This window comes from Flavonifractor sp. An91, from assembly GCF_002159225.1.
Lineage (GTDB): Bacteria > Bacillota > Clostridia > Oscillospirales > Oscillospiraceae > Flavonifractor > Flavonifractor avicola.
This window is the reverse complement of the sequence record NZ_NFHA01000004.1, coordinates 77,076-88,899: the sequence shown is the minus strand read 5'-3', so window position 1 is coordinate 88,899 and position 11,824 is coordinate 77,076. Positions and strand designations below refer to the sequence as shown.

The 11,824-nt window shown below is 59.6% G+C and carries 12 protein-coding genes and 2 riboswitches; of the genes, 10 read left to right on the top strand and 2 right to left on the bottom strand.

The window, feature by feature from the left end; translation table 11 throughout:
• Positions 1–58: 58 nt before the first annotated feature.
• A riboswitch (glycine riboswitch) is annotated at positions 59–151 on the bottom strand.
• Positions 152–239, bottom strand: a riboswitch (glycine riboswitch).
• Positions 240–645: 406 nt separating this feature from the next.
• The 3 genes from prfB to B5G42_RS04115 are packed head-to-tail and all read left to right on the top strand — an operon-like array spanning position 646 to position 4,454.
• On the top strand, positions 646–1,767 hold the full coding sequence (prfB, locus tag B5G42_RS04125) for a peptide chain release factor 2 (RefSeq protein ID WP_087266901.1): 1,122 nt from the start codon (positions 646–648) through the stop codon (positions 1,765–1,767).
• 27 nt (positions 1,768–1,794) lie between these two features.
• Positions 1,795–2,901, top strand: coding sequence for a glycosyltransferase family 4 protein (locus B5G42_RS04120; RefSeq protein WP_087187694.1), 1,107 nt, complete (start codon positions 1,795–1,797; stop codon positions 2,899–2,901).
• A gap of 20 nt (positions 2,902–2,921) precedes the next feature.
• Complete coding sequence (locus tag B5G42_RS04115) at positions 2,922–4,454, top strand: O-antigen ligase family protein (RefSeq protein WP_087266899.1); 1,533 nt, start codon at positions 2,922–2,924, stop codon at positions 4,452–4,454.
• Between the two features lie 57 nt (positions 4,455–4,511).
• Here the strand turns inward: B5G42_RS04115 and B5G42_RS04110 are convergent, their stop codons facing one another.
• Positions 4,512–5,798, bottom strand: a complete 1,287-nt coding sequence (locus tag B5G42_RS04110; protein ID WP_343286689.1) for a serine dehydratase subunit alpha family protein — start codon at positions 5,796–5,798, stop codon at positions 4,512–4,514.
• Positions 5,799–6,082: 284 nt separating this feature from the next.
• On the opposite strand from B5G42_RS04110, the gene B5G42_RS04105 reads away from it, so the two are divergent.
• Genes B5G42_RS04105 through B5G42_RS17715 form a run of 4 tightly spaced genes read left to right on the top strand, consistent with a single transcriptional unit; the run spans position 6,083 to position 7,845 of the window.
• Positions 6,083–6,349, top strand: a complete 267-nt coding sequence (locus B5G42_RS04105; RefSeq protein ID WP_087187697.1) for a hypothetical protein — start codon at positions 6,083–6,085, stop codon at positions 6,347–6,349.
• Positions 6,346–7,434 carry a hypothetical protein gene (locus B5G42_RS04100; protein WP_087266892.1) on the top strand — a complete coding sequence of 363 codons (1,089 nt, stop codon included), beginning with the start codon at positions 6,346–6,348 and terminating at the stop codon, positions 7,432–7,434. Before B5G42_RS04105 ends, B5G42_RS04100 begins: the two co-directional genes overlap by 4 nt.
• A complete protein-coding gene (locus B5G42_RS04095; RefSeq protein ID WP_242961124.1) occupies positions 7,418–7,714 on the top strand; it encodes a toxin-antitoxin system toxin subunit in 297 nt (98 codons plus the stop codon). The genes B5G42_RS04100 and B5G42_RS04095 overlap by 17 nt, the downstream gene beginning before the upstream one ends.
• Positions 7,711–7,845, top strand: a complete 135-nt coding sequence (locus tag B5G42_RS17715; protein ID WP_140399779.1) for an XkdX family protein — start codon at positions 7,711–7,713, stop codon at positions 7,843–7,845. The genes B5G42_RS04095 and B5G42_RS17715 overlap by 4 nt, the downstream gene beginning before the upstream one ends.
• Positions 7,846–7,919: 74 nt before the next feature.
• On the opposite strand, the gene B5G42_RS04090 is transcribed toward B5G42_RS17715, so the two are convergent.
• The gene (locus B5G42_RS04090; RefSeq protein ID WP_087266889.1) at positions 7,920–8,837 is read right to left on the bottom strand and encodes a LysR family transcriptional regulator; all 918 of its coding nucleotides are present in this window, start codon (positions 8,835–8,837) and stop codon (positions 7,920–7,922) included.
• A gap of 162 nt (positions 8,838–8,999) precedes the next feature.
• On the opposite strand from B5G42_RS04090, the gene B5G42_RS04085 reads away from it, so the two are divergent.
• Genes B5G42_RS04085 through sdaAA form a run of 3 tightly spaced genes read left to right on the top strand, consistent with a single transcriptional unit; the run spans position 9,000 to position 11,781 of the window.
• Positions 9,000–10,226, top strand: coding sequence for a dicarboxylate/amino acid:cation symporter (locus tag B5G42_RS04085; RefSeq protein ID WP_087266886.1), 1,227 nt, complete (start codon positions 9,000–9,002; stop codon positions 10,224–10,226).
• 4 nt (positions 10,227–10,230) lie between these two features.
• The gene (sdaAB, locus tag B5G42_RS04080) at positions 10,231–10,899 is read left to right on the top strand and encodes an L-serine ammonia-lyase, iron-sulfur-dependent subunit beta (protein WP_087266883.1); all 669 of its coding nucleotides are present in this window, start codon (positions 10,231–10,233) and stop codon (positions 10,897–10,899) included.
• A gap of 12 nt (positions 10,900–10,911) precedes the next feature.
• A complete protein-coding gene (gene sdaAA, locus B5G42_RS04075; protein ID WP_087266880.1) occupies positions 10,912–11,781 on the top strand; it encodes an L-serine ammonia-lyase, iron-sulfur-dependent, subunit alpha in 870 nt (289 codons plus the stop codon).
• Positions 11,782–11,824: the final 43 nt, after the last annotated feature.

Sequence of the window (11,824 nt, the reverse complement as noted above, 5' to 3'; positions counted from 1 at the left end):
ACCGCGGTTTGGCCCTGAAATACAAGCAGAAAGACATCCGGTGAACCGGATGCCGCTGTTCTTCACTCTGTCCTTTTGCCTGAGAGATTCGTGCCCCATGGGGGCGCGTTGCACCTTCGGCATCCCCGCTGGGGGGACTTCTCCAGAGCCACATCCATCCACAGTCCTCATTTCCCGGGGGAAACGCCTGAGAGTTTTGCTCCTTCGGCAAGCCGTCGGCTTTTTCCTGTGGACTTCCTTTGTCGCTATGCGGCGGACGAATGTCCATCCGATTTGATATGCAGAACTATAGCACGGGATGGGGGACTTGTCAAGCCCTTCCAAACGGTCGAAAGAGGATGGGAAAAAGAGGAAAACCTGTGACAGAAACCGTGCACCTTCTCCCTGCCATCTGGCATATACTGATATGTACATCACCGGGAAGGAGGGAGCCAAATGAAGCAGTACCCGCATGATGACACCATTCAGTCCACCGGTCCCAGCGGAGACGTAGATGATCTGATCTTCTGTACCGATCCGGCGTGGTCCGCCAGCAGCCGATAAAAACCGCCCGCCTTCGGGCGGTTTTTTGGTGCCCCTCTCTTTACATCGGCCCTGCCGTTGGGTATAATAATATGGCTATTTTACGGAAATGAGAGTGGATCTATGTTACAGTTTGATGAATATAAGGTAAAGCTCAACAACCTGCGGCCCGAGCTGGACGAGCTGGAGCAGGCCCTGGGTCTGGAGGCCGCCCGGCGGGAGGCCGAGATGCTGGAGTCGGAGTCCGCCTCCGACGGCTTCTGGGACAACCTGGAGAAGGCCCAGAAGGTGCAGCAGCGGGTGAAGAACCTGCGGGACAAGATTGAGGGCCAGGAGAAGCGCCAGAGCCAGTGGGAGGACCTGATGACCCTGTGCGAGCTGGGCAACGAGATGGAGGACGAGAGCCTGGTGCCCGAGCTGGAGGAGGGCTTTGCCAAGCTGCAGGCCGACATGGAGGAGGCCAAGCTGTCCACCCTCTTCACCGGCGAGTACGACAACTCCAACGCCATCCTCACCTTCCACGCCGGCGCCGGCGGTACTGAGGCCCAGGACTGGGCCCAGATGCTCTTCCGGATGTACACCCGCTGGGCCGAGCGTCACGGCTTCACCTGCAAGACACTGGACTACCTGGACGGCGACGAGGCCGGTCTGAAGAGTGCCACCATCCTCATTGAGGGCGAGAACGCCTACGGTCACCTGCGCAGCGAGCATGGCGTGCACCGGCTGGTGCGGGTATCCCCCTTTGACGCCAACGCCCGGCGGCAGACCTCCTTTGCCGCCATCGAGGTCATGCCCGACCTGCCCGAGGACGCCGACGTGGAGATCCGGCCCGAGGACTACGAGATGCAGGTGTTCCGTTCCTCCGGCGCCGGCGGTCAGCATATCAACAAGACCTCCTCTGCGGTCCGACTGATCCACCATGCCACCGGCATTGTGGTGTCCTGTCAGACCGAGCGCAGCCAGTTCCAGAACAAGGACACCTGTCTGCGGATGCTGCGGGCCAAACTGGTGGAGCTGAAGATGCAGCAGCACGCCGAGAAGATCTCCGACATCAAGGGCGTGCAGCTCAAGATCGAGTGGGGCAGCCAGATCCGGTCCTATGTGTTCATGCCCTATCAGTTGGTGAAGGACAACCGCACCGGCTACGAGACCAGCAACGTCAACGGCGTCATGGACGGCGATCTGGACGGCTTTATCAACGCCTATCTGAAGGCGGAGGCTACCGGCAACTGGGCGGAGAAATAATCCGCCGAAGGAAAAGGAGAATTTGCCATGCGCAAGGTACTCTATCTGCTCAACTATGCGGGCAAGGCGGGGACGGAGCGGTATGTGGAAACTCTGGTGAAGTACCTCTCGGCCGACGGATTGGTGCAGCCTTTCTTTGCCTATAACGAGGGCGGGCTGCTGGTGGAGCGGCTGGAGGCCATGGGGGTCCCCTGCCGCCAGGTCACCATGCGCCGCCGGTTCGATAAGCAGGCCGCCAGAGCGCTGGCCGACCTGTGCCGGGAGTGGGATATTGATCTCATCCACTGCCACTACCTGCGGGAACACTATACTGCCCTGCTGGCTAAAAAGTACAACAAAAAAATCCGGGTGGTGTACACCAACCACTTTGTCCTGGCCAACGACTTCATCACCCGGCTGTCCAACCGCTGGATGGACAAGCGGCAGGACCAAATGATCGCCGTGTGCAACAAGGGCAAGGAGCAGCTCATTGCCAACGGCTGGAGCGCCGACCGGATCCAGGTCATCTTCAACGCGGTGGATCTGGAAGCCTGGGCGGGGGACCGCTCGGAATCCACCCTTCGCTCCGAACTGGGTCTGCCCGAGGACCGGTTTGTCATGCTGTGCGCTTCCCGCTTTGCTGACGACAAGGGACATAAGTACCTCATTGACTCGGTGAAGCGGCTGACGGAGCTGACGGACAAGCCCTTTACCCTGGTGCTGGCGGGAGACGGCCCTCTGCTGGAACCCTCCAAGGCCCAGGTCAAGGAGCTGGGGCTGGAGGAGCAGGTGAAGTTCATCGGCTTCCGCAAGGATATCAAGAACCTGTACAAGGGCTCCGATCTGTACGTCAACTCCTCTCAGCATGAGGCACTGTCCTTCCTCATCATCGAGGCTATGGCCGCCGGTCTGCCGGTGATTGCTACCGATATGGGCGGCAATTCGGACATTGTAAATGACGAGGCGGGCTGCGGCCTGCTGGTGGCCTATGACGACCCCGACTCCATGGCTGGGGCCATGAAGCGGTTCCTGGAGGACCCGGATTTCAGAGCGGCCTGCCGGGAGAATGCCCTGCGGACCATCGAGGAGAAGTTTGAGATCCACAAGATGGCCAAGGTTACCTACGGTGTGTACGAAAAAGCCCTTCACGACTGATTCCAAGGAGTAAAAACCTGATGTCTATCGCAAAAAACAGCCTGTTTCTTCGTTTTTTCCTGGCCTTCTGGCTGGGACTCAGGCAGGCCTGGGCGGGCAGTCTGCCCGGACGGGCCTGCGCGGGCCTGGAGCGGTGGTTCACCCGGCAGCTGCGGGGGAGCATTCTCTTCCGTTTTGTCTGGCGGGAGGGAGTCATCCCAAAGGCCTGGCCGGACAGCCTGATCTGCAGGCTGCTCACCGCTATCATCAACATCCCCTGTGCCATCTGTAAGTGGCTCTACAAGATCGGCCGCCCGGTATGGGACGGCAGCTTGTTCTGCCGCTTCCTGGGTGCCGTGGGCGGGTCCGGATTCTTCTTCCTGGGCCTGTTCATGCTGGTGATGCTGGTGGCCCCCCATGAGATGTGGAACAACACCTATGGCCTGCTGGGCGCGGTGGCTGTCACCGGTCTGTTCGTCATCGGCAGCGCCTCCCGGGCCAAGGATCGGCTGGAGCTGGATACCCTGGGGCCCTATATGAGCCTCTATATGGCCTTTATCTGCATTGCTCTGGCCGGGTCCATCTCTACCCGCCTGTCCATGCGCTTCTTTGCCTTCCACATTACAGCCTTCCTGTTGGTGCTGCTGGTGGTAAGCTCCGTGCGGAAGTATGAGCAGCTCCAGCTGATGGTGGCCCTGGCGGTGCTGGGTATCTCCATCGCCTCCATTTACGGCTGCTACCAGGGATATATCGGCGTGGAGGTGGTGGCCTCCCAGCAGGATATGACCGTCAACGCCGGTATGCCCGGCCGGGTCTATTCTGTCTTTGACAACCCCAACAACTTCGCCGAGCAGCTGGTCATGCTGCTGCCTCTGGAGCTGGCCCTCTTCCTCAACTCCCACTGGCGGGGCAAGATACTCTCCCTGCTCGCCCTGTGCGTGGGCGTGGTGGCCATCGGCCTTACCTACGGCCGCTCCTGCTGGATCGGGCTGGCCCTGGCGGTGGTGGTGTTCCTGGCCCTCATCGACTGGCGGTGGGTGCCCCTGTTCATTGTGGCCGGACTGGTGGCCATCCCCTTCCTGCCGGAGACCATCTACAACCGGATCCTCACCATCACCAACACCGAGGACAGCTCCACCCAGTACCGCTTCGAGATCTACTCCACTACCAGCAACCTGATGCGGGACCACTGGGTCAAGGGTATAGGATTGGGTACCGATGTGATGAAAGAGGTATTCCAGACCTATCCCACCAACTTTGACGGCACTTATCCCATCCATACCCACAACAACTATTTGCAGATGTGGGCGGAGACCGGTATCTGGGGCGTGATTTCCTTCCTGGCCCTGCTGCTCTACCAGCTTAAGAGCGGCGTGAAGGCCTTCCGGGCTGCTCTGGATAAGCGCACCAAGCGGATGCTGGCGGCAGCCCTGGGCGCCTTCTGCGGCATCCTGGTGGTGAGTGTGGCGGAGTATACCTGGTTCTACCCCCGCAATATGTTCACCTACTGGTTCCTCTTCGGCGTCATCGCTGCCTGCGTCAAGTTGGTCAGACAGCAACAGAAAAAGGCATAACGAATAGAAGCACAAAAAAGCGTCTGCCTCGGCAGACGCTTTTTTTATACTTTCTTGTTAGCAGGGTTCCCGGGTCATCATTTCCAGAATCACATGGTCGGTCTCCCGCATCCCCTGGCGGCCCAGTTCGCCCACGTTCTGAATGGTGTGCTCCACGCCGTCGCTGATGATGCCGTCGCCGGTGCGGAACTCCTGGCCGTTCTGGTACATCTGATAGCCAAAGATACCGGCCTCCACCGCCATACTGATCTTGGCGGCGCAGCTGGATTTGGCGCCGTCACATACCACGCCGGAGTGGAAGGCCAGGGCATTGACGATGGTGTGCTTCACTTGATCGTAACCGCCGCCCAGCAGGTAGCAGATACCGGCCCCGGCGCCTGCGCCGGCGCTCACCGCGCCGCAGAAGGCGGACAGACGGCCGATATAAGTCTTTTGGTGGATGGTGCACAGGTCGGACACTGCCAGCGCCCGGTACATCCGCTCTTCCGGAATGCCCAGGGAGCGGGCGTACTCAATGACGGGCACCGAGGCGGTGATGCCCTGGTTGCCGCTGCCCGAGACAATGACCACCGGCATTTCGCAGCCGTTCATCCGGGCGTCGGAGCCGGCGGCGGCCTTGGCCCGGGCCCGCCGCTCCAGGGAAGCCTCGGTGCTCATAAGCACCTTGCCCACGTTGGCCCCGTAGGCGTGGAGCAGGCCCTCCTCCGCGATGGCCATATTGCACTGGATCTGGGGGTCCAGCAGGGGACGCAGGTCGTCCACATCCACGCTGTCGGCAAAGTCTACGATTTCCTGGATGGAGAGGATGGAGCGGTCGGTGAGGGCTGTCTCCTGCTCGCCCTCCACCGGAATGTCGATCTCCTTCACGCCGTCCTTCTCCAGCAGCACAATGTTAGTGTGGTAGTTGGCGATGCGCAGGGTGACGGTATGGCCGCCGCCGGTAAGGGTGACGGTATAGTCGAAGGTAAGAGGAGTGTCGGCCAGATGGACCCCGATGGGGTGGGAGCGGAGGAAGTCAGTCATTTCTGCCTTCTGTTCCTCCGTCACCACAGAAATAACCTCCAGCACCTTATCCGGATCGCCAGCCACAAGCCCGGCGGTGACAGCGGCAGGGATGCCCTTTAATCCGCCGGTGTTGGGGACAATGACGCTCTTCACGTTTTTGATCAGGTTGCCGCTGACCTGGACAGAGACGGTTTCGGGCAGGCAGCCCAGGGCCCGACGAGCCACCGCCGCGCCGTAGGCCAGCGCGATGGGCTCTGTGCAGCCCATGGCGGGGACCAACTCTTCCCGCAGAATTTGCAGATAAGCTTGATAATGGGGATCGGTTTTCTTCATGAACAGTTCTTCCTTCCTGCGGGCTCCCCAGGGAGCGCGCTTTCTCCTGTTATCTACATGATATCCGACCTTCTCTCAGTTGTAAAGAGGTCCTTTCCATCTCAGGTAAGGGCCTCCTTATTTTGGCGGAAGTTTGAAATTCAAAAAATCTTTTTCTTCGGTGTACGCAACCGTCCAACTTTTGGGGGTGGAACCGCTAAAAGTGAAGAGACCATGGAGTCTCTTCCAACAGCGAGCGGGGCGGATACAGGGCTGGGGCGGCCGCTCCGGGAAAAGAGGAGGTGAACAGGATGGCCAGATTGCAGGAATTATCCGGGCAGTATCGGGAGGCGGCCGCCCGGCTGAGGTTGGGCTTGGAGGCAGCCAAGCAGCGTCTGGAAAGCCAGGAGGGAACAGAACGACAGGTGACCAATCGGGAGATCCTGATGCTGCGGCAGATGCTGCGGGAGATGCGGGAACTGCGGCAGCTGGCGGAGGAATACTACACCCGGCCCAGAAGCGGAAAATATACCACCGCCGACCTGACCGCGCCCCGAATCAACGAGGAAAAGCGATGAGCAGAGCCAGTGAGATCAGAGAACGAATCAAGGTACTGCGGGAGCAAAAGGCCGCCCTTCAAACTGAGCTGGATGGAGCGCAGGGGAGAGAGAAGAAAGCCCTCCGACTGGAACTGGCCCGGGCCGAGGAGGATCTGACGAACTGCGCCCGGCAGCTGCGGGAGCTGATGCCCCGGCACAAGATCAGTCGAGGTACCACCTGGGCCGGGGTGGACGGCTGGCGGTGGGACAGGATGCAGTATAAGACCTGGGCGGAGATGGAAGGCGCGAAGGCACCGGAGGGCCCCACGGAACAGGACAAGATGCGCCTGGCGGTACGGACGGCCCGGACGGGGATCACGCCTGTCCAGAAAGCTTATCTGGCAGGCATCGACGGTGGCAATCCTCAGGCCCAGGTGGCCCGGGAGGCGGGGCGGAACCGCTCCACTGTATGCCGCACGCTGCAACGGGGGCAAAAACGGATTGCGGAGGACGCTAAGTTCCTCTATCGACTAATGGACTGCCAGGAGGGAGGCCCTCTGGTAGTGGACCTGGGGGAGCCGGAAGTACTGAAAGCGGTGTTGGATCGGCTCACCCTCCGGCAGCAGACCTATTTGTATCTCTATTATGGCGAGTGGCTCTCCCTGCGGGAGATCGGAACTTTGCTGGGGGTGGACCATGCGTCGGTACTGCGGTCCATCCGGTGCGGACTAAAGAGGCTGGAAAGTCTGGCTCTGGGAGAACAGGTGGAGGTGCGGGGACTGGAGAGACTGGAGGAGCGGCTGATGGCCCACTTCAATGACCTGCCTCCGGAGGAGACCCGGGAGAAGCGTACTTATCAAAAGCGAGGTGTTCCGTCTGCCGATCACAAGCCGATATCGCTGGCACAGCGGCTGCTTCGTCTGGTGCGGGGCGGACAGATACGGATTGTAGAGGCGGGTGCGCATGATCTGTCCCTCGGGACGGATGGATGGAGTAGCGGCAGGCTGCTGGCCTGGCTGAGGGAGCAGGGGGAGGGGCGGAAGGAAAAACGGGCTTGGCTGCGCAAGCTGTTGTATCACTTACTAACATGGATGAGGAGGGATCTGGATGTTGACTATCATTGAGATCGAGGCCAGAGCGGACGGCGGTCACGGCTTACAGAGCCAGAGCCACCGAACGGAGTGCTGGCTGGAGGGGTGGGTTGCAGTGCCGCCCCAGCTGGAACAGGCGGCGTGGGACTGCTGCGGCTACTGCGAACTGGACATTCAGGACGGCATTCTGGTGGGGCTGACCCCCGGCCAGGCGCCGGAACCGGAACCCACACCGGAGCCTGAACCTACGGAATTGGAGCAGCTGCGGGCGGATGTGGACTTTCTGGCCATTATGACGGGGGTGGAACTGTGAACGTGTACGAGCTGGCTAAGAAATATTATCCCAGACTGTGGGATGAGCAGCGTATACAGGCCCTGGCAGAGGCAGGCAAGCTGACAGAGGAAGAAGCTGCGGCAATTCTCAGCCAGACGGAAAAAGCATAGCGCATGATCGCGTAAACAGCCGCCCCGTGAACCGCTTCTGTGGAAGCAGGCTCACGGGGCGGCTGTTTTGTTTTTTACGGGGACAACAGGACGGAGGGACGGTCCTCTCCAGGCGGGGTACAGAAGCGGACAAACTCCTCCATCTCCCGGGTGGCCCATTTTTCCCGGTGATAGAAGATCTGGCCGTACATCACCGCCTTGAGGTCGCTGACATCCACAATGGCCAACTTTCCTTGGCGCACCGGTTCTTCCACCAGAAAACGGGGCAGGAAGGACAGCCCTTCCGTCTCCTCCAGAACTCGCAGCAGGAAGGAGGCGTAGCTGCTCTCCAATGCAGGAGTAATGGCCTGGCCAAAGGCGGCCAGTCGCTGGTCCAGCAGCCGACGGTAGTTGGCGTCCCGCTCCGTCAGGTAAAAGGGCTTGTCCAGCAGGTCCACCAGCTTGTGGGAGCGACCGCTTAGTGCCGCCCCCAGCGAAGCGGAGGCGACCACCACTACCTCCTCCTGTAGCTCCAGCATTTTGCACCAGCTGTTGTTGTAGAGCGGTTCATCCAGAATGTAGATGATATCCAACTCACCCCGCTCCATTTTGGTGATGATCTCCTCCGGCGTACCCGTGGTGATCTGGATGCTCACCTGGGGATGCCGTATCCGGAAATTCCGGATGATACCGGGCAGTCGGGCGTAGCAGAGGGATTCCAGTGTCCCGATATGGAGCTGGCCCCGCAGGGTTTCATCCTCACCGGCCAGAGCCAGCTTGGCTTTGGATACATCCTGAATGATGCTGATGGCGCTGTCCAGAAAGATCCGCCCCTGTCCGGTGAGACACACCCGCTTTCCCATACGGTCAAAGAGCCGGACCCGCAGTTCCTCCTCCAGAAGGCGGATCTGTACCGTGACGGCGGACTGGGAATATCCCAAACTGGCCGCCGCCTTGGAGAAACTTTGAAATTGGGCCACCCGGATGAATGTGGTCAGCTGACGCAGCTCCATAATGCAAGCCTCCTGCCATACCGATGAGTTTGATATTAAGAAAATTCAATTATATGATAAATTAGATTTATTTGATTTAATTGTTGTGCAATGTTATACTAAGGCCCTCCAAAAGTCAATAGGGAAATGGACAAAATAGAGAAAGTTAAGGGAGGAACTTATATGGCAAAGAAAAAGATTAAAATTGGCCTGATCCCGAAGCTCATCATTGCAATTATCCTTGGCATCTTGTTTGGCTCCTATATGCCGGAGTGGTTCAACCGTGTGATTGTGACCTGCTCCTCGATTTTCAGCACATTCCTGTCCTTCATCATCCCGCTGATGATTGTGGCCTATGTGACCATGGGCATTGCCAACCTGCGCAGCGGCGCCGGTAAGCTTCTGCTCATTACAGTGGCCCTGTCCTATGTGTCTACGCTGGTGGCGGGTTCCGCCTCCTATCTGGTTTCCTCCAACCTTTTCCCCTCCTTCATGAGTGAGGGCGCCCTGGACCAGATTGCCCAGACGGCGGATGTTTCCCTGGAAAGCTATTTTTCTTTGTCCATTCCTCCGCTGCTGGATACCCTGTCCGCTGTGACCCTGGCCTTCGTGCTGGGGCTGTGCCTGTCCAATATGCGGGGCAAGGAGATTGGTGACAGCCTCTATCACGGCATGGAGGATTTCTCCGCCATTATTGATAAGGTGCTCCATGTGGTCATCATCCCCCTGCTGCCCCTCTACATCTGCGGCACCTTTACCAACATGACTGCCTCCGGAAAGACGTTCGCCATTCTGGGCATCCTGTGGAAGGTATTCCTGGTGGTCATCGCCATGCACCTGATCTATATCTGCATCCAGTTTATTGTGGCAGGTGCAGTATCCAAGAAGAATCCCTTCGCTCTGATCCGCAACCAGATCCCCGGCTACGCCACTGCCATCGGCACTCAGTCCTCCGCTGCCACCATCCCCGTCAACCTGGAGTGCGCCAAGAAGGACGGCATTCTGGAGGAGATCCGCAATTTTGTGGTGCCGCTGTGCGCCAACATCCATATGGCCGGTTCCATGATCACCATCACCGCCTGTGCCACTGCCGTGTGCCTGATGTACCAGCTGCCCATCAGCCTGGGCACTGTGGTGCCCTTCATCATGACTCTGGGCATTGCCATGGTGGCCTCCCCCGGCGCCCCCGGCGGCTCCATCATGACCGCGCTGCCCTTCCTGTACATGGTGTTCGGTACCGAGGCCGGCGATGTGAACGGCCCCATCTGTGCCATCATGGTGGCCCTCTATATTACCCAGGATTCCTTTGGCACCGCCTGTAACGTATCCGGTGACAACGCCATCGGTACCATTGTCAATGCCATCTACCAGAAATTCATTCTGAAGGCGCCTGCCGCCTCGGAGGAGTGATTCTATGTCGTTCATCAGCGTATTCGACGTATTGGGACCCAATATGATTGGTCCGTCCAGCTCCCACACTGCCGGTGCTGTGCTTATTGCCAACGTGGCTCACAAGCTGCTGGCGCCGCCTCTGAAGAAGGTGGACTTTACCCTCTACGGCTCCTTTGCCAAGACCTACCACGGCCACGGCACGGACCGGGCCCTGCTGGGCGGTATCATGGGTTTCTCCACCGATGATCTGTGCATTCGGGACTCCTTCCGCATTGCCAACGAGCGGGGCCTTGCCTTCTCTTTTACTCCCAATGAGGTGGAGACCGACATCCACCCCAACACCGTGGACATCCGCATGGAGAACGCTGCCGGACAGGTTATGACCGTCCGGGGCGAGTCCCTGGGAGGCGGCAAGATGCACATCGTGCGCATCAACGGCGTCCGTGTGGACTTCAGCGGCGAGTACGCCTCGGTGGTGGTGATCCAGCAGGACAAGCCCGGCGTGGTGGCCCACCTGACCAAGGTGCTCAGTGACCGCAACGTGAACATCGCCTTTATGCGTCTGTTCCGGGAGGGCAAGGGAGATACCGCTTACAGCATCATCGAGTCGGACGGTACTCTGCCCGAAGGCATCGATGAGGAACTGCGGGCCAATCCCTATATCCAGGACGTTATGATCGTCCAGTCGTAAGGAGGTAGGAACATGGACTTTAAAAATGCCAATGAGCTGCTGGCCCTGTGCCGGCAGGAGGGGTGTTCCATCTCTGAGATCATGCGTCGCCGGGAGTGCATCCTGGGGGAGACCACGGTGGATACGGTCACCCGGCGCATGAAACGGGCATTGGAGATCATGCGGGAGTCAGCCACTATTCCGCTGACCAGCCCTGTCCGCTCCATGGGCGGACTCATCGGCGGCGAGGCCAGGCATCTGGCCGCCCACGCCGCCAAGAAGAAGGATATCTGCGGACCTGTGCTTCAGAAGGCCATTACCTACGCTATGGCCGTGCTGGAGGTCAACGCCTCCATGGGCCTGATCGTGGCCGCCCCTACCGCTGGTTCCTCCGGCGTGGTGCCCGGCCTGCTGCTGGCCCTTCAGGATACCTACCACATCTCGGACGCCCGGATCATAGAAGGGCTGTTCAACGCCGGCGCCATCGGTTATCTGGCCATGCGGAATGCAACCGTGGCCGGTGCGGTGGGCGGCTGCCAGGCGGAGGTGGGCATTGCCGCTGCCATGGCTGCATCTGCTGCCGTGGAGCTGATGGGCGGCGAGCCGGAGCAGTGCATCAGCGCGGCCTCTACCGTGCTGATGAATATGCTGGGCCTGGTGTGCGACCCGGTGGGCGGTCTGGTGGAATATCCCTGTCAGAACCGCAACGCCGCCGGTGTGGCAAACGCACTGGTGGCTGCCGAAATTGCCTTGAGCGGAATTCAGCAGCTGATTCCCTTTGACGAGATGCTGGCCGCCATGTATCGGGTGGGACGCCACCTGCCTGTTGAGCTGCGGGAGACGGCCCTGGGCGGCTGTGCCACCACCCCTTCCGCTTGTGAGCGGTGCGGGTGCTGTGTCTGACAACTTGTATCAAATAAAAATGGCCGCCCGTCGGGCGGCCATT

Coding starts and splice junctions, on each gene's coding strand:
- prfB (WP_087266901.1), top strand. CDS start 646: ATGTTACAGTTTGATGAATATAAGGTAAAGCTCAACAACCTGCGGCCC.
- B5G42_RS04120 (WP_087187694.1), top strand. CDS start 1,795: ATGCGCAAGGTACTCTATCTGCTCAACTATGCGGGCAAGGCGGGGACG.
- B5G42_RS04115 (WP_087266899.1), top strand. CDS start 2,922: ATGTCTATCGCAAAAAACAGCCTGTTTCTTCGTTTTTTCCTGGCCTTC.
- B5G42_RS04105 (WP_087187697.1), top strand. CDS start 6,083: ATGGCCAGATTGCAGGAATTATCCGGGCAGTATCGGGAGGCGGCCGCC.
- B5G42_RS04100 (WP_087266892.1), top strand. CDS start 6,346: ATGAGCAGAGCCAGTGAGATCAGAGAACGAATCAAGGTACTGCGGGAG.
- B5G42_RS04095 (WP_242961124.1), top strand. CDS start 7,418: ATGTTGACTATCATTGAGATCGAGGCCAGAGCGGACGGCGGTCACGGC.
- B5G42_RS04090 (WP_087266889.1), bottom strand. CDS start 8,837: ATGGAGCTGCGTCAGCTGACCACATTCATCCGGGTGGCCCAATTTCAA.
- B5G42_RS04085 (WP_087266886.1), top strand. CDS start 9,000: ATGGCAAAGAAAAAGATTAAAATTGGCCTGATCCCGAAGCTCATCATT.
- sdaAB (WP_087266883.1), top strand. CDS start 10,231: ATGTCGTTCATCAGCGTATTCGACGTATTGGGACCCAATATGATTGGT.
- sdaAA (WP_087266880.1), top strand. CDS start 10,912: ATGGACTTTAAAAATGCCAATGAGCTGCTGGCCCTGTGCCGGCAGGAG.